Annotated in this window: 20 protein-coding genes and 1 pseudogene; 11 read left to right on the plus strand and 10 right to left on the minus strand. The window is 66.8% G+C overall.

Features of this window, described 5'->3' with window-relative positions:
• Nucleotides 1-86: 86 nt before the first annotated feature.
• Nucleotides 87-212: pseudogene (locus MXB90_RS06705) on the plus strand (IS5/IS1182 family transposase); the annotation flags it as partial.
• Between the two features lie 113 nt (nt 213-325).
• The gene (gph, locus tag MXB90_RS06710) at nt 326-982 is read left to right on the plus strand and encodes a phosphoglycolate phosphatase (RefSeq protein WP_250042699.1); all 657 of its coding nucleotides are present in this window, start codon (nt 326-328) and stop codon (nt 980-982) included.
• Between the two features lie 185 nt (nt 983-1167).
• On the opposite strand, the gene MXB90_RS06715 is transcribed toward gph, so the two are convergent.
• The 3 genes from MXB90_RS06715 to MXB90_RS06725 form a co-directional block, all read right to left on the minus strand.
• A complete protein-coding gene (locus tag MXB90_RS06715) occupies nt 1168-1656 on the minus strand; it encodes a bactofilin family protein (protein ID WP_250042701.1) in 489 nt (162 codons plus the stop codon).
• Nucleotides 1646-2956 carry a M23 family metallopeptidase gene (locus MXB90_RS06720; RefSeq protein ID WP_250042704.1) on the minus strand — a complete coding sequence of 437 codons (1311 nt, stop codon included), beginning with the start codon at nt 2954-2956 and terminating at the stop codon, nt 1646-1648. Before MXB90_RS06720 ends, MXB90_RS06715 begins: the two co-directional genes overlap by 11 nt.
• Before the next feature lie 212 nt (nt 2957-3168).
• Nucleotides 3169-3648: a peroxiredoxin gene (locus MXB90_RS06725; RefSeq protein ID WP_250042706.1), complete on the minus strand. Its 480-nt coding sequence runs from the start codon at nt 3646-3648 to the stop codon at nt 3169-3171.
• Nucleotides 3649-3788: 140 nt separating this feature from the next.
• On the opposite strand from MXB90_RS06725, the gene MXB90_RS06730 reads away from it, so the two are divergent.
• The 5 genes from MXB90_RS06730 to lpdA are packed head-to-tail and all read left to right on the plus strand — an operon-like array spanning nt 3789 to nt 11610.
• The gene (locus MXB90_RS06730; RefSeq protein ID WP_250042709.1) at nt 3789-7160 is read left to right on the plus strand and encodes a hypothetical protein; all 3372 of its coding nucleotides are present in this window, start codon (nt 3789-3791) and stop codon (nt 7158-7160) included.
• Nucleotides 7157-8221 (plus strand): tRNA preQ1(34) S-adenosylmethionine ribosyltransferase-isomerase QueA, encoded by a 1065-nt coding sequence (gene queA / locus MXB90_RS06735; protein WP_250042711.1) that lies wholly within the window; start codon nt 7157-7159, stop codon nt 8219-8221. Before MXB90_RS06730 ends, queA begins: the two co-directional genes overlap by 4 nt.
• Before the next feature lie 60 nt (nt 8222-8281).
• On the plus strand, nt 8282-9541 hold the full coding sequence (locus tag MXB90_RS06740) for an MFS transporter (RefSeq protein ID WP_250042714.1): 1260 nt from the start codon (nt 8282-8284) through the stop codon (nt 9539-9541).
• A 45-nt stretch (nt 9542-9586) separates the two neighbouring features.
• Nucleotides 9587-10162 carry a DUF924 family protein gene (locus tag MXB90_RS06745; protein WP_250042716.1) on the plus strand — a complete coding sequence of 192 codons (576 nt, stop codon included), beginning with the start codon at nt 9587-9589 and terminating at the stop codon, nt 10160-10162.
• A gap of 53 nt (nt 10163-10215) precedes the next feature.
• Nucleotides 10216-11610 carry a dihydrolipoyl dehydrogenase gene (gene lpdA, locus MXB90_RS06750; protein WP_250042718.1) on the plus strand — a complete coding sequence of 465 codons (1395 nt, stop codon included), beginning with the start codon at nt 10216-10218 and terminating at the stop codon, nt 11608-11610.
• 169 nt (nt 11611-11779) lie between these two features.
• Here lpdA and MXB90_RS06755 read toward each other — a convergent pair whose 3' ends face one another.
• Entirely contained in the window at nt 11780-12160 is a 381-nt protein-coding gene (locus MXB90_RS06755) for a rhodanese-like domain-containing protein (RefSeq protein WP_250042720.1), read from the minus strand.
• A 224-nt stretch (nt 12161-12384) separates the two neighbouring features.
• On the opposite strand from MXB90_RS06755, the gene uvrA reads away from it, so the two are divergent.
• The gene (gene uvrA, locus MXB90_RS06760) at nt 12385-15246 is read left to right on the plus strand and encodes an excinuclease ABC subunit UvrA (protein ID WP_250042729.1); all 2862 of its coding nucleotides are present in this window, start codon (nt 12385-12387) and stop codon (nt 15244-15246) included.
• Between the two features lie 21 nt (nt 15247-15267).
• Here uvrA and MXB90_RS06765 read toward each other — a convergent pair whose 3' ends face one another.
• The 6 genes from MXB90_RS06765 to MXB90_RS06790 form a co-directional block, all read right to left on the minus strand.
• Nucleotides 15268-15633, minus strand: coding sequence for a hypothetical protein (locus tag MXB90_RS06765; protein WP_250042731.1), 366 nt, complete (start codon nt 15631-15633; stop codon nt 15268-15270).
• Between the two features lie 97 nt (nt 15634-15730).
• Nucleotides 15731-15931, minus strand: a complete 201-nt coding sequence (locus MXB90_RS06770) for a YgaP family membrane protein (protein WP_250042733.1) — start codon at nt 15929-15931, stop codon at nt 15731-15733.
• Between the two features lie 98 nt (nt 15932-16029).
• Nucleotides 16030-16902: a 3-hydroxyisobutyrate dehydrogenase gene (gene mmsB, locus MXB90_RS06775; protein ID WP_250042736.1), complete on the minus strand. Its 873-nt coding sequence runs from the start codon at nt 16900-16902 to the stop codon at nt 16030-16032.
• Between the two features lie 3 nt (nt 16903-16905).
• Nucleotides 16906-17949 carry an enoyl-CoA hydratase/isomerase family protein gene (locus tag MXB90_RS06780; protein ID WP_250042738.1) on the minus strand — a complete coding sequence of 348 codons (1044 nt, stop codon included), beginning with the start codon at nt 17947-17949 and terminating at the stop codon, nt 16906-16908.
• A 1-nt stretch (nt 17950) separates the two neighbouring features.
• A complete protein-coding gene (locus MXB90_RS06785) occupies nt 17951-19096 on the minus strand; it encodes an acyl-CoA dehydrogenase family protein (protein ID WP_250042741.1) in 1146 nt (381 codons plus the stop codon).
• A 222-nt stretch (nt 19097-19318) separates the two neighbouring features.
• Nucleotides 19319-20818 carry a CoA-acylating methylmalonate-semialdehyde dehydrogenase gene (locus MXB90_RS06790; RefSeq protein WP_250042744.1) on the minus strand — a complete coding sequence of 500 codons (1500 nt, stop codon included), beginning with the start codon at nt 20816-20818 and terminating at the stop codon, nt 19319-19321.
• Nucleotides 20819-20921: 103 nt separating this feature from the next.
• On the opposite strand from MXB90_RS06790, the gene MXB90_RS06795 reads away from it, so the two are divergent.
• From MXB90_RS06795 to coaD, 3 genes are all read left to right on the plus strand, one after another.
• Nucleotides 20922-21854: a LysR family transcriptional regulator gene (locus MXB90_RS06795; RefSeq protein WP_250042752.1), complete on the plus strand. Its 933-nt coding sequence runs from the start codon at nt 20922-20924 to the stop codon at nt 21852-21854.
• A gap of 55 nt (nt 21855-21909) precedes the next feature.
• Complete coding sequence (locus MXB90_RS06800; protein WP_250042754.1) at nt 21910-22344, plus strand: CBS domain-containing protein; 435 nt, start codon at nt 21910-21912, stop codon at nt 22342-22344.
• An 87-nt stretch (nt 22345-22431) separates the two neighbouring features.
• Nucleotides 22432-22923 carry a pantetheine-phosphate adenylyltransferase gene (coaD, locus tag MXB90_RS06805; protein ID WP_250042757.1) on the plus strand — a complete coding sequence of 164 codons (492 nt, stop codon included), beginning with the start codon at nt 22432-22434 and terminating at the stop codon, nt 22921-22923.
• The last annotated feature ends 49 nt before the right edge of the window (nt 22924-22972 follow it).

Genomic DNA, 22972 nt, shown 5'->3' on the forward strand with positions numbered 1-22972 from the left:
GCAACTCTGGAAACTGAACCCATGGCCGCGTAACTAAATAAAATCAGCCTCCGGCAAACCCGGCGCGGTTCATTCCGAAGGTCCGCGAAGCGAAACTGCTGGGCCTGCGGCTCATGGCACGGGATTTCGAGCGTCAGGCCGCTGAGCTCAAAGTCCGGATTACCGTCCTGAACGGCTACACCGCGCTCGTCAGATCCGTCACAGAGACCGTGGATAAATCTGTCCGGGGAAAGGGGGAGCCGTGGTCAGCAGCCGATTTATGTAACCGTGCACCGCAAATGGCGCGCTCATGCGCCTTGAACTGCCCGCCTGACAGGAGACCGACATGGCCGCGATCATCTTCGACCTTGATGGAACGCTTGTGGACAGCGTGCCCGACATCCACGCCGCGGTGAACCGGATGCTGGCGGACCATGGCGATGGCCCGATGGATGTCGCGCAGGTGCGCAGCTTCATCGGCAACGGGGTTCCGGCCCTGATCGCCAAGGTGATGGCCGCCCGGGGCGAAAACCCCGGCGATGTCGCGCGCCATGCCGAACGCGAGGCCTGTTTCATGCGCCATTACATGGCCGCCCCGACCGACCTGGGCGCGCCGTTCCCCGGTGTCGTCGCCGCGCTGGATGCGCTGGCCGCTGCGGGGCATCGGCTGGGGGTCTGCACCAACAAGCCGGTGGAACCCGCCCGCGCCATCCTGCGCGATCTGGACCTTGCCGATCGTCTGCCGGTCGTGATCGGGGGCGATAGCCTGCCGGTGCGCAAGCCCGAACCGGCCCCCCTTCTGGCCGCCGCCGAGGCGCTGGGCGGCACGCCCGTCATCTATGTGGGCGACAGCGAGGTTGACGCTGAAACCGCGCAGCGGGCTGGCCTGCCGTTTCTGCTGTTTTCCGGCGGCTATCGCAGGACCCCCGTCGCCGAGCTTGCCAATGACGGGGTGTTCGACGCCTTCGCGGACCTGCCCGGGCTGGTGTCAAAGTTTCGCTAACGGCCTGCGGCAGCCCGGGCCAGCGTCACCGGAACAGGGGCGACAGCCGCGCGGTTGTTCAGCCGCGTCGCCACGCGCGGGGCTGCGCGGGGGGGGCCGGAAAATGCGTTCGGCCGCGATGGTGCCATCGCGGCCGTGCGGTCAGATCGGGGGGCGCGGCGGGCAGGGCCGGCCGCGCTTGGGGATCATTCGGTCGGCGGGGCCAGCTTGGGCGTGCCCTGACCGCTGGACAGCGGGTCATCCTGACGCTGGACCGAGCCTTCGAAATGCGCGCCTGATTCGATCGCGATGGTCTTGTGAATGATGTCGCCTTCGACCCGCGCGGTCGAGGTCAGGCGCACCTTCAGACCGCGCACGCGGCCGACCACGCGCCCGTTGACCACAACGTCATCGGCCACGATCTCGCCCTTGATGGTGGCGCTTTCGCCGACCGTCAGCAGATGGGCGCGGATGTCGCCTTCGACCACGCCTTCCACCTGGATGTCGCCCGTGGTCTTGATGTTGCCCACCACCGTCAGATCCGACGACAGAACCGAAGCCGCGGGCTTGGCGCGCGCCGGTGCGGGCATGAAATCACCTGCGGGCCGCGAGGGCGCCGCGTCAGGGGACTTGGCCTTTTCGGGTTCTGCCGCGGCTTTCGGGCCGGGATCGTGAATCTTGCTTTTAGAAAACATCTTTCGCCGCCTTGATGAAGGTCATCGGATTGACGGGCTTGCCGCCGACCCGGATTTCATAGTGCAGATGCGGCCCGGTGGACCGCCCGGTATTGCCCATATCACCGATCCGTTCCCCGCGCGAGACCTTTTGGCCGGCCTTCACATGCATTTTGGACAGATGGCCATAGACGGTTTGAACGCCGAAATCATGCTCGATCCGGATCATGTTGCCATAGCCCGATTCCCAGCCCGACTTGATCACGCGGCCATCGGCAGGGGCCAGGATCGGGGTGCCGACGGGGGCCGCGAAATCCACGCCCGCATGCAGCCGGCCCCAGCGATAGCCATAGGGCGAGGTGAAACGGTGGCTTGCCCGCACCGGCATCGCAAAGGGCAGTTGGTCGGCCGCGATGCGATACATGTTCATTTCATCCAGGCGGCGCAGGATGTCGGCGGCGCGTTCTTCCTCGGGGGTCAGCCGGCCCTTGGACGAAAAGGCCACCGGCATCAGCGGCCCGCCCTTGCCCGAATAGCCGCGCCGGACCTGCGACAGGATCTGGTCGGGGTTCATGCCGGCGGCCTTGAACATCTTGTCCAGCGGCGCCATCGAGACGCTGACCGCGCCTTCCAGCGTGGTAAAGATCTCGTCGTTGCGTTCTTCCAGCAGCCGCTTTTCCAGCGCGATCTGATCGGCCTCCAGGCGCGCGGCCTCGGCATCGCGGGCCAGCGCGTCGCGTTCGGCGGCGGTCTGGCCAAGGGCGCTGGACAGCACATCCAGCGTCTGCGCCAGATCCTCGGATTGCGCGACGGTCCGGGCCGGGCCATCCGCATCGCCCGCGGCTGCCGCGGCCAGTTCGGCCCGCGCGGCATCGCGTTCGGTCATGGTGCGGCGCAGGGTGGTCTGGATCACCTTGATCCCGGTTTCCAGCTCACGCCTGCGTTCCTCGCTGTCCAGCAGCGCCGATTGCATGGTCGAGACCTGTTCCAGCGCGGTCTGGAACCGGCCCTGAGCGGCCAGCGCCTCGGCGGCGCGGGCATCGCGTTCGCGCGACAGGCTGTCCAGCCGGCGTTCAAAGGCCGCCTGCGCCAGCACCGTCTGGTCGCGCGCGGTGCCTGAACTGATCCCGTCGATGAACAGAAGCGAGGTGGCAATCACCGCCCAGCCAAAGACCACCCCTGTCACCCCCAGCGCTGTCGCCTGGGTTAGCGGCCGCAGCCGCACGAAGCGTGTGGCCGTGTCCGATTTCAGAAACAGCCGCTGTTCGGGCAGCCAGCGTTCCAGTGAACTGTTCAGTCGGTCGATGATGCGTCTGGGCAAACCCTGCGTCCTGTCCTGTCTTTTAACTGGTCCCTCCGCCGGATGGCCGGCGCCCCGTGCCGCCTGCCGCGGTCTGTGTGGTTGTTGGCAGGGGCTTAGCAAGCGGCTGGACCGTCGCGCAACCGGTTTTGCCCGCCCCGGGCGTCAAAGGGGCGGGCCGGGCGCGCATTTGGCGGTTTCCCGCCGATTGCGACGGGGGCAGGGAACCGGGTCTAGCGGGGCAGCGCGCGCACCGCGGCCAGCACCTCTTCGGCATGGCCTTTGACCTTGACCTTGGGCCAGACCTGCACCACGCGGCCGGTGCCGTCGATCAGCACGGTGGACCGCTCGATCCCCATGTAGGTCTTGCCATACATGTTCTTTTCCACCCAGGTGCCATAGCGTTCGCAGGTGTCGGCACCTTCATCGGACACCAGGATCACGCCCAGCCCGTGCTTGGCGCAGAATTTTTCGTGCTTGGCCGGGCTGTCCTTGGACAGGCCCACCACGACCGCGCCTGCGGCGGCGAAATCGGCGGCCAGGCGGGTAAAGTCCAGCGCCTCGGTGGTGCAGCCGGGGGTGTCGTCCTTGGGATAGAAATACAGCACCACCGGCGCCGGGCGCAGCGCCGACAGCGTCAGCGTATCGGTGTCACCGCCATTGGCGGTGCGGGGCAGGGTAAAATCAGGCGCGGTTTCGCCGATGCCGATCATGTCATTCTCCTGTCACTGGGTTCGGGATTTACGTTCTATGGCGTTGTGCGCAAATATAAAGGCGAAGTTGCGGCCCGGTCGCGCGGCCCCGTCAGGGCGCGGTGGCGCGGGGCCGTCCGGATTGGCCCGTTCGAGGTGGAATGACACAACCAGACGCCGCGCATCGGACCGACGGGGCCGACCGCCCCGGGGCTGTGCCCGACGGGCCCGCACAGGCGGGTGCGCCGCGCCCGCGCGGGCGGATCGGCATCTGGCTGCTGCTTAGCCTGCCGCTGATCGTGGCGGCGGCGGCCTTTGCGGTGATGGCGCTGACCCATCGCCCGCTGCCGGCGCCCGGCTGGCTGATCACCCGGCTGGAGGCGCGCGCCAATGATGCGCTGGCGGGGCGGTTGTCGCTGCGGCTGGCCGAGGGCGCCGACCTGATCATCGATGAGGGATTCGTGCCCCGGCTGCGCTTCAAGGGCGTGGTGCTGATGCGCCCCGATGGCCGTCCGCTGGCGGTGCTGCCCGAATTGCGCAGCACGTTGCACGCCCAGCCGCTGTTGCGCGGCAAGCTGCAACCCAAAAGCTTTCGCATCCGCGGCGCCAGCCTGTCGCTGCGCCGGCTGGCCGATGGCACGCTGGATCTGGACCTGGGCGGCGGCGCGATGGCGCTGCCGCGCCCCGGGTCGCTGGCCGATTTGACCGAACTGGTGGAACGGGTCTTTGCCACGCCCGCGCTGGCCGCGCTGGACCGCATCGAGGTGCAAGAGGTCGCCCTGCGCCTGGATGACCGCCGCCTGGATCGCGTCTGGCAGGTGTCGCAGGGCCGGCTGGTGCTGACCCAGACCGATCAGGATATTTCGGTCACGCTGGGGCTGGATGTGGCGGCGCGCAACGAAAGCCCGGCGCGGGTGTCGCTGTCGGCCAGCACGCGCAAGGGCAGCGCCGAGGCCAGCTTTGGCGCCTCGGTCACGGGCGTGAAGGCGCGCGATCTGGCGGTGCAATCGCCCGCGCTGGCCTGGCTGGGGGTGCTTGAGGCGCCGATTTCCGGCGCGATCCGGTCGGGGATTGATGCGGCCGGGCGGGTGGCGCGGCTGGATGCGATGCTGGAAATCGGCGCAGGCGCGCTGTCGCCGGTGCAGGGCGCGCAGCCCTTGGCCTTCGACGGTGGCAAGGTCTATCTGGGCTATGATCCGGTCAGCCAGCGCGTGACCTTCACCGATCTGTCGGTGCAAAGCCGCGCGCTGCGGCTGCGGGCGACGGGCCATGCCGATCTGAAGGATTTTGCCGCCGGCCTGCCCGGCACGCTTCTGACGCAGGTCGCGATCAGCGATCTGCAGCTGGACCCCGAAGGGCTGTTCGAACAACCCGCGCGGTTTTCCAGCGGCGCGGTAGACCTGCGGCTGCGGCTGCAGCCCTTTGCCATCGATCTGGGCCAGTTGCAGCTGATCGAGGGCGACCGGCAGATATCGGCCAAGGGGCGGGTCGGCGCGGATGCGGCGGGCTGGCGGGTGGCGCTGGACATGGGGGTGAACCGGATCGGGCAGGCCGATCTGCTGGCGCTGTGGCCACCGGCGCTGGTGCCGCGCACGCGGGTTTGGGTGGCCGATAATGTCGCCACCGGCCAGTTGCACAACGTGCAGGCCGCGCTGCGCCTGGCGCCGGGGGCCGAGCCGCGGCTGGCGCTGGGCTATGAATTCCAGGGCGCCGAGGTGCGGGTGCTGCGCACCCTGCCGCCCGTGCAGGACGGGCGCGGCTTTGCCACGATCCGCGACACCACCCATGCGCTGCTGGTCGAACAGGGCCATGTCACCGCGCCCGCGGGCGGGCGGGTGGATGTGACCGACACGGTGATGACCGTGCCCGACATCCGCATCAAGCCCGCGCCCGCGCGTGTGCGGCTGGTCACGCGTTCCACCATCCCCGCGGCGCTGTCGTTGCTGGATGAACCGCCCTTCGAATTCCTGACCAAGGCCGGCCAGCCCACCGATATCGCGCAAGGCATGGCCCATGCGGTGACCGATCTGGACTTCGTGCTGAAACCCAAGGTGCCCCCCAATGAGGTGGGCTATGCCGTCACCGCGCGCCTTGACGATGTGCGATCCGACAAGATCGTCCCCGGCCGGGTGTTGGAGGCCGAAACCCTGACCTTGCGCGCCGATCGTGACGAAGGGCTGGTGCTGTCGGGGCAGGGGCGGCTGTCGGGTGTGCCTTTCGACGCCACCTGGCGCCAGCGGTTAGGCCCCGAATACCGCGGGATTTCCGAAGTCGAGGGGCAGATCCAGATCTCGCCCGCGGCGCTGGACGCCTTTGCCATCGGCTTGCCGAAGGGCAGCTTGACGGGCACCGGGTGGGGGCGGATCGCGCTGGACCTGCGCCGGGGGGAACCCACGCGCTTTCGCCTGCAATCGGATTTGCGCGGGCTGGCGCTGGCGATCCCGCAGATCGGCTGGTCCAAGGGGGCGGCAACCGCGGGCCAGCTGGATCTGTCGGGCCGTCTGGGCGCGCCGCCCGCGGTCGAGGCGCTGCGCCTTGAGGCCCCGGGCCTGAGCGCGCAGGGCAGCATCAGCCTGCGCCCCGGCGGCGGGCTGGATCTGGCGCGCTTCGATCAGGTCAGCGCCGGGCGGTGGTTTTCCGGCGCGGCGGAATTGCGCGGGCAGGGCGCGGGCCGGGCGGCGGATGTCTTTGTCACCTCGGGGCGGGCCGATCTGCGCCGCGCGCCCTTTGGCGCGGGTGGCGGTGCCAGCGGCGGCGGTGGCGGGGCAGGGGGCGCGGGCGGCGCGATTCGGGTGGCGCTGGACCGGCTGACCCTGTCCGACAGCATCGCGCTGACCGGATTTCGCGGCGATTTCGTCACGCGCGGCGGGTTCCAGGGCCGCTTTGCGGGCCGGGTCAACGGCGCCGCCCCGGTTGAGGGCGAACTGACCCCCGGCCCGGGCGGGCGCGCGGCGGTCGCCTTGCGCGCGCCCGATGCGGGGGCCACGCTGGCCGCGGCGGGGATCTTTGCCCGCGCGGGCGGTGGCAGCCTGGACCTGCGGCTGACGCCGGTGGGGGGGGCGGGCAGCTATGACGGGGTGGCGGTGATCCGCAACCTGCGGGTGCGCGATGCGCCGGTGCTGGCCTCGATGCTGTCGGCGGCCTCGGTGATCGGGCTTCTCGAACAGTTGAACGGCGAGGGCATCCTGTTCTCGGATGTCGAGGGCGCCTTCCGCTTGACGCCGCAGGGCGTCACCCTCACAAGGGGCGAGGCCGTCGGCGCCTCGCTTGGGGTGACGATGACGGGCCGCTATATTCCGGGGCAGGGCGCAGGCAGCGGGCAGATCGACATGGCAGGCGTGGTTTCGCCCTTCTACCTTCTCAATTCCATCGGCCAGATCCTGACCCGCCGGGGCGAGGGGCTGTTTGGCTTTACCTACACAATGGCCGGCCCCACCGCCGTGCCGCGGGTGACGATCAACCCGTTGTCGATCCTGACGCCGGGGATGTTCCGCGAAATCTTTCGCCGCCCGCCGCCGCAGGTTGCGCGATGAAACTGTCGGATTTCGATTTCCACCTGCCCGAGGCGCTGATCGCGACCCGCCCCGCCCGGCCGCGCACCGCCGCGCGGCTGCTGCTGGCCGAAGGCGACCGGATCAGCGATCTGCATGTGGCCGATCTGGTCGATATCTTCCGCCCCGGCGACCGGCTGGTGCTGAACAACACCAAGGTCATCCCCGCGCGGCTGACCGGGACGCGCACGCGCGCCACCCCGCAGGGCGCGGCGGTCGCGAAGATTGAAGTCACGCTGCTGGAACCCGCCCCGGGCGGCGAATGGACAGCGCTGGCCAAGCCGCTGCGCAAGCTGCGCGCGGGCGAGGTGATCCGCTTTTCCGAGGCGCTGTCGGCCACGGTGCAATCGATTGGCGACGCGCAATTGCGCCTGGCCTTCAACCTGTCGGGCGATGATTTCGACGCCGCCCTGGCGCAGGCCGGGGCGATGCCGCTGCCGCCCTATATCGCCGCGCTGCGCCCGCCGGATGAAGCCGACAAGCACGATTACCAGACCGTCTTTGCCCGCCATTCCGGCGCCGTGGCTGCCCCCACCGCCAGCCTGCATTTCACGCCCGAGCTGCTGAAGGCGCTGGCCGCCAAGGGCGTCCAGTTCACCGAGGTCACGCTGCATGTGGGCGCGGGCACCTTTCTGCCGGTCAAGGTGGACGACGTGACCACGCACCGCATGCATGCCGAATGGGGCGAGGTCAGCGCCCGCGCCGCCGAAGAAATCAACGCCACCCGCGCCGCGGGCGGCCGCGTCATCCCGGTGGGCACCACCGCGCTGCGGCTGATCGAAAGCGCCGCAACCGCGGGTCGGGTTGCGGCTTTTTCCGGCACGACGGATATCTTCATCTATCCCGGCTACCGCTTTCAGGTGACCGATGCGCTGATGACGAATTTCCACCTGCCGAAATCGACGCTGCTGATGCTGGTTTCGGCGCTGATGGGCAAGGACCGGATCGACCGGATCTATGCCCATGCGGTGGACAAGGGCTATCGTTTCTTTTCTTATGGCGATGCGTCGCTTCTGATCCCCGAAGGTCGCTGCGGCGCGTGACGGCTTCCTGCCGGGGGTCAGACTGGCCCGGCACTGGATTGTTTGCGAAAGGTTTTCCCGATGCTGTCGGTATTGCGCAGTTCCTGGGCCCTGCTTTTGGGCATCATGCTTCTGATGGTCGGCAACGGCATGCAGGGCACGCTTCTGGGCATCCGCGGCGAGATCGAGGCGATCGGCACATTCGAGATGTCGGTGGTGATGTCGGCCTATTTCGCGGGCTTCCTGCTGGGGTCGCGCACGGTGCCCGACCTGATCCGCAATGTGGGCCATGTGCGCGTCTTTGCGGCGCTGGGCAGCCTGATTTCGGCGGTGCTGATCCTGTATGCCGCCGCCCCCAACTGGATCGCCTGGACTTTGATGCGGGTGCTGATCGGGTTTTCCTTTTCCGGGGTCTACATCACCGCCGAAAGCTGGCTGAACGCGGCCTCGACCAATGAAAACCGCGGTCAGGCGCTGTCGGCCTATATGATCGTGCAGATGATCGGCATCATCGCGGCGCAGATCCTGCTGAACACCGCCGACCCGGCGGGGTTCCTGCTGTTCGTGATCCCCTCGGTCCTGGTGTCGATCGCCTTCACGCCGATCCTGTTGTCGGCCGCGCCCGCCCCCGCCTTCGCCACCCTGCAGCGGATGAGCTTTGCGCGCCTGTGGGTGGCCTCGCCGCTGGGCTGCGTGGGTATCTTCCTGCTGGGCGGGATATTTTCGGCGCTGTTCGGGATGGCGGCGGTCTGGGGCACGCAGGCGGGGCTGACGGTGCCGCAGATCTCGGCTTTCGTGGCGGCGATCTATGTCGGCGGGCTTTTGTTCCAATATCCGATCGGCTGGGCTTCGGACCGGATGGACCGGCGCAAGCTGATCCTGGGGCTGGCGGTGGCAGGCGCTTTGGCGATGGCGGCGACCTACCTGGCCAATCCGCCCTTCGTGGTGCTGCTGGTGATGGCCGCGCTGATCGGGGGCATCGCCAACCCGCTTTACGCGCTGCTGTTGGCCTATACCAACGACTTTCTGGACAATGCCGACATGGCGGCGGCCTCGGCGGGGCTGTTGTTCATCAACGGGGTGGGGGCGATCGGCGGGCCGATCGTCACCGGCTGGCTGATGGCGACGGTCGGGACGAACGGCTTTTTCCTGTATCTGGCGCTGCTGAATGCGGTGCTGGCGGTCTATGCCGGCTGGCGCATGACCCGCCGCCCGGCCCTGCCGACCGAGGAAACCGGCGCCTTCGCCGTGATCTCGCCCGCCGCGACCCCGCTGGCGGTCGAGGCCGCGCTGGAGGCCGCGCAGGACATTACCCCCCCCGAAACCCCGCCACAGGATTGATCGCGCGCGCCACCTCTGTCAGCCTGTGCCAAACAGGGGGGCGCCATGGATCACATCACCGACATCCTTCAGTTCTGGGACCGGATCGGCCCCGAGGGCTGGTATCGCGGGGACGACGCGCTGGACCGCGATATCCGCACACGCTACGCGGGCCTGTGGGAAGAGGCGCGCGACGGCGGATTGTCCGGCTGGCAGGCCACCGCGCCGGGGGCGCTGGCGCTGATCCTGTTGCTGGACCAGTTTCCGCGCAACATGTTCCGCGATCATGCCGACAGCTTCGCCACCGATGCCCGCGCCCTGGATGAGGCCACCCGCGCCATCGCCGCCGGCCACGACCTGGCCACCGACCCGCCGCTGCGCCAGTTCTTCTACCTGCCCTTCATGCATGCCGAGGATCGCGCCGCGCAGGACCGCTGCATCGCCTTGTTTGCCGAACGCATGCCGGGCGACAACCTGCGCCACGCTCGGGCACATGCCGATGTCATCGCCCGCTTTGGCCGCTTTCCCTGGCGCAACGCGGCGCTGGGCCGGGTGACCACCGCTGCCGAACAGGCCTTTCTGGATGCCGGCGGCTATGGCGCGGCGCTGCAACGGATAGGCCCGGCGGATGCGGGCCATTGAAGCGCGCGGGAAAATAGTTTAAGGCCAAACTAGTTTTTTGATGGGGGAATGACATGGCAGCCAGAAGCTTCGACATGATCGTGATCGGCGCAGGCCCCGGCGGCTATGTTGCCGCCATCCGCGGCGCGCAGCTGGGCCTGAACGTGGCGATTGTCGAACGCGAACACCTGGGCGGCATCTGCCTGAACTGGGGCTGCATCCCGACCAAGGCGCTGCTGCGTTCCGCCGAGGTGTTCCACCTGATGCACCGCGCCAAGGACTTCGGGCTCAGCGCCGAAAAGATCGGTTTTGATCTGGATGCCGTGGTGGCCCGGTCGCGCGGGGTGGCCAAACAGCTGTCGGGCGGTATCGGCCACCTGATGAAGAAGAACAAGGTCACCGTGGTGATGGGCGAGGCCAGCCTGCCAAAGCAGGGCATGGTCGCGGTCAAGACCGACAAGGGAACCGAGGAGCTGACCGCGAAGGCCATCGTTCTGGCCACCGGCGCGCGCGCGCGCACCCTGCCGGGGCTGGAAGCCGACGGCGATCTGGTCTGGACTTACCGCCACGCGCTGCAACCCAAGCGCATGCCCAAAAAGCTCCTGGTGATCGGATCGGGCGCAATCGGCATCGAATTCGCCAGCTTCTTCAATACGCTCGGCGCCGACACCACGGTGGTCGAGGTGATGGACCGCGTCCTGCCGGTGGAAGATGCCGAAATCTCGGCCTTTGCGAAAAAGCAGTTCGTGAAGCAGGGGATGAAGATCCTGGAAAAGACCACGGTCAAGAAACTCGACCGGGGCAATGGCAAGGTCACCGCGCATCTCGAAGACGCCAAAGGCACCACCACGGCGGAATTCGACACGGTGATCTCGGCCGTGGGCATCGTGGGCAATGTCGAGGGCCTGGGACTGGAACAGCTGGGCGTGAAGATCGACCGCACCCATGTCGTGACCGATGACTATTGCCGCACCGGGGTGCCGGGGCTTTACGCCATCGGCGATATCGCCGGTGCCCCCTGGCTTGCGCACAAGGCCAGCCACGAAGGCGTGATGGTCGCGGAACTGATCGCGGGCAAACATCCCCATCCGATCAAACCCGGTTCGATCGCGGGCTGCACCTATTGTCATCCCCAGGTCGCCTCCGTCGGCCTGACCGAGGCGAAGGCGAAGGAACAGGGATATCAGGTCCGCGTCGGCCGCTTCCCCTTCGTCGGCAACGGCAAGGCGATCGCGCTTGGCGAACCCGAGGGGCTGGTGAAAACCGTCTTTGACGCCAAGACCGGCGAGCTTCTGGGCGCCCATATGGTCGGCGCCGAGGTGACCGAGCTGATCCAGGGCTATGTCATCGGCCGCACGCTGGAAACCACCGAGGAAGACCTGATGAACACCGTCTTCCCGCATCCCACGCTCAGCGAAATGATGCACGAATCCGTGCTGGACGCCTACGGTCGCGCGCTGCATTTCTGACATGGATTTCTGACCGGATCGGGCAGGGGGCGCCGCCCCCTCTGGCCTGCGGCCATTCACCCCCGAGGTATTTCGGGCAAGATGAAACGGCCGCTTTCACCTTGCCGAAAATACCTCGGGGGGAGTCGCGCAGCGACGGGGGGCAGCGCCCCCCGCCTTGGGCGCTTGATCAGCGCTCGATTGCGCCGCCCGCGGCGTGCCAGTCATGCAGGCCGCCCAAGTTGTAGACCGTCTTGTAGCCCATCTGCGCCAGCATTTGCGCGGCGCCTGCGCTGCGCCCGCCGCTGGCGCAATAAAGCGCCACCGGCTTGTCCACCGACAGGCCGGGCAGGCATTCCGGGCTGGCGGGGTCGCATTTCATCCGCAGCACCATCAGCGGCACATGCAGCGCGCCCGCCGCCTTGCCCGAGGCGCGCAGTTCCGCGACCTCACGCACGTCGATCAGGGTCATCTCCCCCGCCGCGACCTGGCGGACGGCCTCTTGCGGGGCGATCCGGTCGGCGCGCGCGAAGGACGGGCGCAGGAAGTTCAACATGTCGAAACCTTTCATCAAGCAGGCCGCGTGGCTTTGACGCTGATCTGGCAGATCGGGGACGGGAATCAAGAGGCTCTGCTGATAATTATATTCACAAAATGGAATTCGACGAGGGAAATCCGCTGCGGCCCGCCCGCCCCGGGTTACATGTTCATTTTTCGTTCGCATATTTGGGTTGGAGACTCGGGCGCCATGCCCTATCTAGGGCGGGGATCACCGGCGGGGTCACGGGGGCTGCCATGGCAGAGCAGAAATTCATCGAAGTGCGCGGCGCGCGCGAACATAACCTTAAGGGCGTGGATCTGGATATCCCGCGCGACCAGTTTGTGGTGATCACCGGGCTGTCGGGGTCGGGCAAATCCAGCCTGGCGTTCGACACGATCTATGCCGAGGGTCAGCGGCGCTATGTCGAAAGCCTGTCGGCCTATGCGCGCCAGTTCCTTGACATGATGGGCAAGCCCGATGTCGACCATATCTCGGGCCTGTCGCCGGCGATCTCGATCGAGCAGAAGACGACCTCGAAGAACCCGCGGTCCACCGTCGGCACCGTGACCGAAATCTATGACTATCTGCGCCTGCTGTTTGCGCGCGCGGGCACCCCCTACAGCCCCGCCACCGGTCTGCCGATCGAGGCGCAGCAGGTCCAGGACATGGTCGACCGCGTCATGGCCCTGCCCGAGGGCACGCGCGCCTATCTGCTGGCCCCCGTGGTGCGCGACCGCAAGGGCGAATACCGCAAGGAATTTCTGGAATGGCGCAAGGCGGGCTTTCAGCGCGTCAAGGTGAACGGCGCCTTCTACGACCTTGAAGAACCGCCCACGCTGGACAAGAAGTTCCGCCACAGCATCGATGTGGTGGTGGACCGGATCGTCGTGCGCGCGGGGCTGGAAACGCGGCTGGCCGACAGTTTCCGCACCGCGCTTGATCTGGCCGACGGGATCGCGCTGTTCGAAACCGTCGCGCCTGAAGGCGAGGCGCCCGAGGTCATCACATTCTCGGAAAAATTCGCTTGTCCCGTGTCCGGCTTCACCATCCCCGAGATCGAGCCGCGGCTGTTTTCCTTCAACGCGCCGCTAGGCGCTTGTCCGGTCTGTGACGGGCTTGGGGTCGAGCTGTTCTTTGACGAACGGCTGGTGGTGCCCGATGTGTCGCTGTCGGTGGCGGCGGGGGCGCTGGCGCCCTGGGCCAAGACGAAAAGCCCCTATTTCACCCAGACGATCGAGGCGCTGGCCAAGCATTACGGTTTCGATAAACGCAAGCCCTGGAAGGACTTGCCGGACGACGTTCAGAAACTTTTCCTGTATGGGTCCGGCAAGGATGAGATCAAGTTCCGCTTTGATGAAGGCGGCCGCGTCTATGAGGTTAGCCGCAGTTTCGAAGGCATCATCCCCAATATGGAACGCCGCTACCGCGAGACCGACAGTGCCTGGTCGCGCGAAGAGATGGAGCGCTATCAGAACAACCGCCCCTGCGGCGCCTGTGGCGGCCACCGGCTGAAGCCCGAGGCGCTGGCGGTGAAGATCGGCGGCAAGCATATCGGCCAGCTGGTGGAGCTGTCCATCCGCGACGCCCATGCGCGGATCGAGGAGGTGCCCGGCCAGCTGAGCGCGCAGAAGAATGAAATTGCCCGGCCCATTCTGAAGGAGATCCGCGAACGCCTTGGATTCCTTGTCAATGTCGGGCTGGACTATCTGACGCTGTCGCGCGCGGCCGGCACGCTTTCGGGCGGCGAAAGCCAGCGGATCCGGCTGGCCAGCCAGATCGGATCGGGCCTGACAGGGGTGCTTTATGTGCTGGATGAACCCTCGATCGGGCTGCATCAGCGCGACAATGACCGCCTGCTGGGCACGCTGAAGAACCTGCGCGATCAGGGCAATTCGGTGCTGGTCGTGGAACATGACGAGGATGCGATCCGCCACGCGGATTACGTGTTCGACATCGGCCCGGGTGCGGGCGTGCATGGCGGGCGCGTGGTCGCCCAGGGCACGCCCGAGGCGATTGCCGCCGATCCGGCCAGCCTGACGGGGCAGTATCTGTCGGGCAAACGCGCCATTCCGGTGCCTGCCGAACGGCGCACTGGAAATGGCAAAAAGATAACCGTGGAAAGGGCTTGCGGGAACAACCTCAAGCATGTCACGGTGGATTTCCCGTTGGGGGAATTCGTTTGCGTCACCGGTGTGTCGGGGGGCGGAAAATCCACGCTGACCATCGAGACGCTGTTCAAGACCGCCTCGATGCGGCTGAATGGCGCGCGCCAGACGCCCGCGCCCTGCGACACGGTCAAGGGGCTGGAACATCTGGACAAGGTCATCGACATCGACCAGCGCCCGATCGGGCGCACGCCCCGGTCAAACCCCGCGACCTATACCGGCGCCTTCACGCCCATCCGCGACTGGTTCGCAGGCCTGCCCGAGGCGCAGGCGCGCGGCTACAAGCCCGGGCGGTTCAGCTTCAACGTCAAGGGCGGCCGGTGTGAGGCCTGTCAGGGCGACGGTGTCATCAAGATCGAGATGCATTTCCTGCCCGATGTCTATGTCACCTGCGAAACCTGCAAGGGCCAGCGCTACAACCGTGAAACGCTGGAAGTTAAGTTCAAGAACAAAAGCATAGCCGACGTTCTTGACATGACGATTGAAGATGCGCAGGCGTTTTTCCAGGCCGTTCCGGCGATCCGCGAAAAGATGGATGCGCTGGTCGAGGTGGGGCTGGGCTATATCAAGGTGGGCCAGCAGGCCACGACACTGTCGGGCGGCGAGGCGCAGCGCGTCAAGCTGGCCAAGGAACTAAGCCGCCGCGCCACGGGCCGCACGCTTTACATCCTGGACGAACCCACCACCGGCCTGCATTTCGAGGATGTGAAAAAGCTGCTTGAGGTGCTGCACAGCCTGGTCGATCAGGGCAATACCGTCGTGGTGATTGAACATAATCTGGATGTCATCAAGACCGCCGACTGGATCATCGACATCGGTCCCGAAGGTGGCGATGGCGGCGGCGAGGTCGTGGCCGAGGGCACACCCGAAACCATCGCGACCGTGCCCGGCAGCCATACCGGGCGCTATCTGGCGCCGATGCTCAAGGCGCGGCGGGTGGCGGCGGAATGACCGCCGCCGCCTGCGGTTGACTTAGTTCAGCACCCGCGACAGCGCGCCCATCAGTTCCAGCACCTCGCCGGTCTTGCGGTTGACGCGGTAGAAATCGTCGCCGACGCGATAATAGGTCGCGCCGCGATCCAGGCCATAGCGCCAGGGGTCACGCACCAGGACATAGCCGTCGCGGATGCGGTCGCCCTTGCGGAAGCCGGACCATTTCTTGGCCTGACCGGGTGGCACGCAGGGCGGGTTCTTCTTGGCCAGGCCCGGCGGGCAGCCCTGCACGCGGTATTCGTGGCGGAACTGGTCCTGATGGTTGAAACGGTGCTTGCCCTTGCCATCGGCCAGCGCCACGGCGGGCGCCAGCGCGATCAGGGCTGCTAGGGTCATGGTCTTCATCGGTTGCCTCCGAAAGCTTTCCCCCCTCAATGCATCAGGTCCGCCGCCGGTTCCAATCACCTGGCGGTGAAGCGGCGGAACCTTGCCACCGCCCGGCTTACTTGCGCGGGCAGGTGTTCATCCCAAGGATCGAATACAGCGGGCAGGTCGAGAAGATCCCGGTCAGCAGCGGCACGATGCCAATCAGGTAGGCCCAGCGATAGGTCGCCTCGGCGTTAAGGAAAAACCCCAGCAGCAGGGCGGCGCCCACGACGATGCGCAGGATGCGGTCGATGCCGCCGACATTGGTCTTGAACATGGCACACTCCATCAAAAAGGCGGGCGTTCTGCCCGCCTTATCGAAGTGTAACGCAAGAAAGCCCGTTCTGTCAGTGGCTTGTTTCGGCGCTGCGCGTCTCAGCCACGCCCGCGCTTTTCAAAGCGCGGCAGCATGGCGGAAAAATCGCGGCCCTTGCCATCCTCGGCTTCCACGAAGCTGGTATAAAGCGCCGCGGCCAGCTGGCCCATCGGCGTGTCGGCATCGGCGGCCTCGGCGGCCTGTTGGGACAGGCGCAGATCCTTCAGCATCAGCTCGGCGGCAAAACCGGGCTTGTAGCCATTGTCGGCAGGCGAGGTCGGCCCGACACCCGGCGCCGGGCAATAGGCGTTCATCGACCAGCTGTAACCCGACGAGGTGGACACCACATCAAACATCTTCTGCCGGTCCAGCCCCAGCTTGTCGGCCAGGGCAAAGGCCTCGCAGGTGGCGATCATGGTCACGCCCAGGATCATGTTGTTGCAGATCTTGGCGGCTTGGCCCGCGCCCGCGGCGCCGCAGTGAACCGCCTTCTGGCCCATGATGTCAAACAGCGGCTTGACCGTGGCAAAGGCCGCGTCCGACCCGCCGACCATGAAGGTCAGCGTGCCCGCCGCCGCCCCGCCGACGCCGCCCGACACCGGGGCATCCAGCGCGCCAAGCCCCGCCGCCGCTGCCTGATCGGCCACCGCGCGGGCGCTTTCCACATCGACGGTGGAACAGTCGCACAGCACCGCGCCCGCGGCCATCGCCGGGATCACCTCGGCCGCGACGGCGCGCAGGATCGCGCCATTGGGCAGCATGGTGATGACCACATCCGCGCCCGTGGCGGCCTCGGCCGCGCTGGCGGCCTTGGTGACGCCTTCGGGCATGGGCGCGGCCAGGTCAAAGCCCGTGACCGCGTGGCCTGCCTTGACCAGGTTCGCGGCCATCGGGCCGCCCATGTTGCCAAGGCCGATAAATCCGATCTTCATCCTTCACTCCTCCCAGATGGCCGCCTCGGGGCCCAGTGGTTCCAGCATTGCCGCGACCTCTTGCGGGCGCAGGCTGTCAATGGTGTGTTGCCAGCGCGGGTTGCGGTCCTTGTCGATGATCTGCGCGCGCACGCCTTCCAGGAAATCGCCCTGCGCGCAGGCCCGCCAGGTAAAGCGGAATTCATGCGACAGCGCCGCGCGGATCGTGGGATTGGCCCGCGTCATCCGCACCAGCGCCAGCGTGGCGGCCATCGAAAGGGCCGAATTGCGCCCGATCGGCTTCAGCGTCTCGGCGGCGAAGGCATCGCCCTGCGCCTGAAGCGCTGCGACGATGCTGGCAAGATCCGCCCCGCCAAAGGCCGCATCCACCGCGGCCTGATGGTCCGCAAGCCGGCTGGCCGGGGCAGGGTGGGCGGGGATCACGCCCGGATCGCCCGTGTCGATCAGCCGGTCCTTCAGCGCGGGCCAGTCGGCCTCGGGGACGAAGGCATCGGCAAAACCCGCATGGATCGCATCGCCCGCATCCATCCGCGCGCCGGTAACGCCCAGATATTCGCCCAGATAGCCCGGCGCGCGCGCCAGGATCAGCGTGCCGCCGACGTCGGGGATCAGGCCGATGCCGCTTTCGGGCATCGAGACTTGCGTGCTTTCGCCGACGATGCGGTGGCGCGCATGGCCACCCACGCCCACGCCCCCGCCCATCACAAAGCCCTGCATGAAGGCCACGATCGGCTTGGGGTAATCGGCGATCTTGGCGTTCATGCGGTATTCGTCGCGCCAGAATTCGCGCCCCAGCGTGTAATCGCCCGCCCGGCCCGCGTGATAGACCGCCGCGATGTCGCCGCCCGCGCAGAAGGCACGATCGCCCGCCGCGTCGATCAGCACGATCTGCACCTCTTCATCCTCGCGCCAGTCATCCAGTGCGCTTTCGATCACCAGCGCCATGTCGTGGCTGAGCGCGTTGAGCGCCTTTGGCCGGTTGAAGGTCAACCAGCCCGCGCGGCCCTGCTTGCGCGCGATCATCTCGGGTTCCGGAGCCTCAGTCATCTCAGCCCCTTTCCGCCAGCAGCGTGCGCGCCACGATCAGGCGCATGATCTCATTCGTGCCTTCCAGGATCTGGTGCACGCGCAGGTCGCGCACGATCTTTTCAATGCCGTAATCGGCCAGATAGCCATAGCCGCCATGCAGTTGCAGGCACTGGTTGGCCACGTCAAAGGCCGCGTCGGTGACATGCATCTTGGCCATAGCGCAGAACTTGGTGGCATCGGCCGCGCCCTGATCCAGCTTCCAGGCGGCCTGGCGCAGGAAGGTGCGGGCGGCCTGCAGCCGGACCTCCATCTCGGCCAGGCGGAACTGCAGCGCCTGGAACTGATCCAGCGTCTGGCCAAAGGCGCGGCGTTCGCCCATATAGGCCAGCGTCTGGTTCAGCGCCTGTTGCGCGCCCCCCAGGGCCGAGGCCGCGATGTTCAGCCGCCCGCCATCCAGACCGGCCATGGCATAGGCAAAGCCCTTGCCCTCAACCCCCAGCAGGTGATCGGCCGGCACGTCGCAATCGTCGAACTGCACCTGCGCGGTCGGCTGCGCGCGCCAGCCCATCTTGTCTTCCAACGCGCCGAAGGACAGCCCCGGCGTGCCGTTTTCCACCAGCATGGCGGAAATGCCCTTGGGGCCGTCGCCCCCGGTGCGGACCATGCACAGATAGACATCCGAATAGCCCCCGCCCGAGATGAAGGCCTTGGTGCCGTTGATCCGAAATCCCGCCTCGCTCCGATCGGCGCGGGTGCGCAGCGCCGCCGCGTCAGACCCCGATCCCGGCTCGGTCAGGCAGTAGGAAAACACCTTGGTCATGCTGCAGGCATCGGGCAGCCAGCGGGCCTTGGCCGCGTCGCTGCCATAGCGGTCGATCATGCCCGCGCACATGTTGTGGATCGACAGGAAGGATCCGACCGAGGGGCAGGCCATCGCCAGCGCCTCAAAGACCAGCGTCGCATCCAGCCGCGACAGCCCCGATCCGCCATACGCCTCGTTGACATAGATCCCGCCTAGGCCCAGCTCGGCCACCTTCCCCCACAGATCGCGCGGGATCGTACCTTCCGCTTCCCACGCACGGGCAAACGGCGCGATCTGCTCTTGCCCGAAAGTCAGGGCCATGTCGAAAATCGCCTGCTGCTCCTCGCTCAAGGCAAAATCCATCCTCTCCTCCCACAGTTCTGGTCGATGTCCCGGAAATCCGCCGCCTGTCTGACTGTGAAACCTTGCAGGAATTTTGCAAGGGCCGCGCCGCTGGCGGGCGGCGGCGGGGGCGCTGCCCCCGCACCCCCGAGGTATTTTCGGCAAGATGAAGAGGGCGGCTTTTCATCTTGCCCCAAATACCTTCGCCGAAGGCAAGGCCGCCCGGGGGGCGGCCTTATCCCGTCAGTCCATGGCCTTGAAGTTGAAGGCCGACCCTTCCTTGATCCCGCTCGGCCAGCGCGAGGTGACCGTTTTCGTGCGGGTGTAGAAGCGGAAGGCATCGGGGCCGTGCTGGTTCAGGTCGCCGAAAGAGGATTTCTTCCAGCCGCCGAAGGTGTGATAGGCCAGCGGCACCGGGATCGGCACGTTGATGCCGATCATGCCGACATTGACGCGGGCGGCGAAATCGCGCGCGGTGTCGCCATCGCGGGTGAAGATCGCGGTGCCGTTGCCGTATTCGTGGTCCATCGCCAGCTTCAGCGCCTCTTCATAGGTCTTGGCGCGCACGGTCGACAGGACCGGACCGAAGATTTCCTGTTTGTAGATGTCCATGTCGGGGGTGACGTGGTCAAACAGGTGCGGGCCGACGAAGAAGCCATCCTCATAGCCCTGCAGGCTGAAGTCGCGACCATCGACCACCAGCTTTGCGCCCTGCGCCACGCCGGTTTCCACCAGCCGCAGGATATTGGCCTTGGCCGCGCCGGTCACCACGGGGCCGTAGTCGACGTCGTTGCCCGCCGTCCAGGGACCGACCTTCAGCTTTTCGATCCGCGGAACCAGCTTCTCGATCAGCCGATCGGCGGTTTCCTCGCCCACCGGCACCGCGACCGAGATCGCCATGCAGCGTTCGCCCGCCGCGCCATAGCCTGCGCCCACCAGCGCATCGGCGGCCTGATCCAGGTCCGCGTCCGGCATGATGATCATGTGGTTCTTGGCGCCGCCAAAGCACTGCACGCGCTTGCCGTTCGCCGTGCCGCGCGAATAGATGTAATGCGCGATCGGGGTCGAGCCGACAAAGCCGATGCCCTGGATCGTTTCATTGTCCAGGATCGCGTCGACCGAGTCCTTGTCGCCGTTGATCACCTGCAGCACGCCATCGGGCAGGCCCGCTTCCTGGAACAGCGCCGCCAGCATCAGCGGCACCGAGGGGTCGCGCTCCGAGGGCTTGAGGATATAGGCATTGCCCGCGGCCAGCGCCGGGCCCATCTTCCACAGCGGGATCATGGCGGGGAAGTTGAACGGCGTGATGCCCGCGGCCACGCCCAGCGGCTGGCGCATGGAATACATGTCGATGCCGGGGCCGGCGCTGTCGGTGAATTCCCCCTTCAGCAGATGCGGCGCGCCGATGCAGAATTCGATCACCTCCAGCCCGCGCTGGATGTCGCCCTTGGCGTCGGGGAAGGTCTTGCCATGTTCGGACGACAGCACCTCGGCCAGCTTGTCCATGTCGCGGTTGATCAGGCGCACCATTTCCATCATCACGCGGGCGCGTTTCTGCGGGTTGGTGGCGCCCCAGGCGACCTGGGCGCGGGCCGCATCGGCCACGGCCTGATCCAGTTCCGCCTTGGTGGCCAGCGCCACGCGGGCCTGCACCTCACCGGTGGCGGGGTTGAAGACATCTGCGAAGCGGCCCGACGTGCCCGCGACCAGCTTGCCGTTGATCCAATGTCCGATCTCTTTCATGGCATCCTCCCGAGGATTGATCTGCCTGATCTTAGGCTTGCAATTTTGGTGGCAAAAGAGGAAGGATGGCAAAAGCGTTTTGCATTTTTGCAAAGGTGGCCCGATGCCCGACTGGGATGACCTGCGGATTTTCCTGGCTGTTGCCCGATCTGAAAGCCTGTCGGGGGCGGGCCGGGGGCTAAAGCTGGACGCCGCGACCGTGGGCCGGCGCATCGCGCGGCTGGAGGAGGCGCTGGCCGCCAAGCTTTTCGTGAAATCCCCGCAGGGCTATGCGCTGACCGATGCCGGGGCGCGGCTTTTGCCGCATGCCGAACAGGCCGAACAGGCGCTGGCGCGCGCGACCGAGGATCTGGGCGGCGCGGCGGGCCTGTTGTCGGGGCAATTGCGTATCGGCGCGCCCGATGGCTGCGCCAATTACCTGCTGCCGCAGGTCTGCGCCGATCTGTGCGATGCCCATCCGGGGCTGGAAATCCAGATCGTCGCCCTGCCGCGTGTCTTCAACCTGTCCAAGCGCGAGGCGGACATGGCGATTGCCGTCTCGCCCCCGGCCGCGGGGCGGCTGACCGTGCAGCGGCTGACCGATTACCGGCTGCACCTGGCCGCGCATGAGGACTATCTGGCGCGCCATCCGCCGATTCGGTCCAAGGCGGATCTGCGGGGGCACCGGATGATCGGCTATATCCCGGACATGATCTTTGACAAAGAACTGGATTACCTGGCCGAAACCGGGGCGGAAACCCTGGGCCTGGCGTCGAATTCCGTTTCGGTGCAGATGCAGGCAGTGCGCGCGGGCGCGGGGCTGGCGATCGTGCATGATTTCGCGATCCCCTTCACACCGGGCGTGCGCAAGGTGCTGACCGATCAGATCGCGCTGACGCGGGCCTTCTGGCTGATCCGCCATGCCGATGACCGCCGATCCGAACGGCTGACACGCCTGGCCGAGGCGCTGGGGCAGGGGCTGCGGCGCGAGGTCGCCCGGCTTGAGGCGCTCGGCGACGGGCCGCCCATGCAACCCTGCGCTGAACGCCCCGCTTGACAGATTTCCCCGGGGGAAGGACGCTGGATCTCCGCGTTGCAGATGGGAGGTTGTCATGCAGGTGCTTCAGATCCTCAAGTCCAAGGCCGATGACGGGGTGGTCACCATCGCCCCCGGCGCAAGTGTCACACAGGCGGCCGAGCTGCTGTCGACCCGCCGCATCGGCGCGGTGATCGTCTCGCCCGATGGCAAGGCCGTGGCGGGCATCCTGTCGGAACGCGATATCGTGCGCGAACTGGGCCGGCGCGGCCCCGGCTGCCTGACCGACCGGGTCGATGACCTGATGACACGGGAAATCGTGGGCTGCCGGCGCGACGACAGCGCCGATCAGGTGCTGGAACGCATGACCGAGGGCCGGTTCCGCCACATGCCGGTGATGGAGGGCGAGGACATGATCGGCCTGATCTCGATCGGCGATGTGGTCAAGGCGCGGCTGTCGGAACTGTCGATGGAAAAAGAGGCGCTGACCGGCATGATCATGGGCTCCTGACGCCGCATTGCGGCACGCTGCCTCTTGCAATTTCTGACGCAATATTGTTGCGTGCCGCAAACGTTACGCGGGCTCAGGAGGATCCCCATGCGCATCGGCCTCTATCCCGGAACCTTCGACCCGGTGACACTTGGGCATATCGACATCATCCAGCGCGCCCTGGCGCTGGTGGATCGTCTGGTGATCGGCGTGGCCATCAACCGCGACAAAGGCCCGCTTTTCCCGCTGGACCAGCGCGTGGCGATGCTTGAGGCCGAATGCGCCGAAATCACCGCCCGCTGCGGCGGTGAGATCGTCGTGCATCCGTTCGAAAACCTGCTGATCGATTGCGCCCGCGATGTCGGCGCCCAGGTCATCATCCGCGGCCTGCGGGCGGTGGCGGATTTCGAATATGAATTCCAGATGGTCGGCATGAACCGCGCGCTGGATTCCAGCATCGAGACGGTGTTCCTGATGGCCGACGCGCGCCGGCAGGCGATTGCTTCGAAACTGGTCAAGGAAATCGCGCGTCTGGGCGGGGATGTGTCGAAATTCGTGACCCCCGCCGTGCGCGACGCGCTGGTGGCCCGCTACGCCTGACGCCCCCGGGCGCGCGCCTTTGGCGGGCCTGCGCCTCCGGCGGGAGTAT

This window comes from Phaeovulum molybdatiresistens (genome assembly GCF_023544865.1).
In the GTDB taxonomy this organism is placed as follows: domain Bacteria; phylum Pseudomonadota; class Alphaproteobacteria; order Rhodobacterales; family Rhodobacteraceae; genus Pontitalea.

Coding starts and splice junctions, on each gene's coding strand:
- MXB90_RS06725 (WP_250042706.1), bottom strand. CDS start 3,648: ATGATCGGCATCGGCGAAACCGCGCCTGATTTTACCCTGCCCCGCACC.
- MXB90_RS06770 (WP_250042733.1), bottom strand. CDS start 15,931: ATGTTCAAGACCAATGTCGGCGGCATCGACCGCATCCTGCGCATCGTC.
- MXB90_RS06785 (WP_250042741.1), bottom strand. CDS start 19,096: ATGGATTTTGCCTTGAGCGAGGAGCAGCAGGCGATTTTCGACATGGCC.
- MXB90_RS06765 (WP_250042731.1), bottom strand. CDS start 15,633: ATGAAGACCATGACCCTAGCAGCCCTGATCGCGCTGGCGCCCGCCGTG.
- MXB90_RS06795 (WP_250042752.1), top strand. CDS start 20,922: ATGCCCGACTGGGATGACCTGCGGATTTTCCTGGCTGTTGCCCGATCT.
- MXB90_RS06800 (WP_250042754.1), top strand. CDS start 21,910: ATGCAGGTGCTTCAGATCCTCAAGTCCAAGGCCGATGACGGGGTGGTC.
- MXB90_RS06745 (WP_250042716.1), top strand. CDS start 9,587: ATGGATCACATCACCGACATCCTTCAGTTCTGGGACCGGATCGGCCCC.
- queA (WP_250042711.1), top strand. CDS start 7,157: ATGAAACTGTCGGATTTCGATTTCCACCTGCCCGAGGCGCTGATCGCG.
- MXB90_RS06740 (WP_250042714.1), top strand. CDS start 8,282: ATGCTGTCGGTATTGCGCAGTTCCTGGGCCCTGCTTTTGGGCATCATG.
- MXB90_RS06790 (WP_250042744.1), bottom strand. CDS start 20,818: ATGAAAGAGATCGGACATTGGATCAACGGCAAGCTGGTCGCGGGCACG.
- gph (WP_250042699.1), top strand. CDS start 326: ATGGCCGCGATCATCTTCGACCTTGATGGAACGCTTGTGGACAGCGTG.
- MXB90_RS06780 (WP_250042738.1), bottom strand. CDS start 17,949: ATGACTGAGGCTCCGGAACCCGAGATGATCGCGCGCAAGCAGGGCCGC.
- coaD (WP_250042757.1), top strand. CDS start 22,432: ATGCGCATCGGCCTCTATCCCGGAACCTTCGACCCGGTGACACTTGGG.
- uvrA (WP_250042729.1), top strand. CDS start 12,385: ATGGCAGAGCAGAAATTCATCGAAGTGCGCGGCGCGCGCGAACATAAC.
- MXB90_RS06730 (WP_250042709.1), top strand. CDS start 3,789: ATGACACAACCAGACGCCGCGCATCGGACCGACGGGGCCGACCGCCCC.
- MXB90_RS06715 (WP_250042701.1), bottom strand. CDS start 1,656: ATGTTTTCTAAAAGCAAGATTCACGATCCCGGCCCGAAAGCCGCGGCA.
- MXB90_RS06755 (WP_250042720.1), bottom strand. CDS start 12,160: ATGAAAGGTTTCGACATGTTGAACTTCCTGCGCCCGTCCTTCGCGCGC.
- mmsB (WP_250042736.1), bottom strand. CDS start 16,902: ATGAAGATCGGATTTATCGGCCTTGGCAACATGGGCGGCCCGATGGCC.
- lpdA (WP_250042718.1), top strand. CDS start 10,216: ATGGCAGCCAGAAGCTTCGACATGATCGTGATCGGCGCAGGCCCCGGC.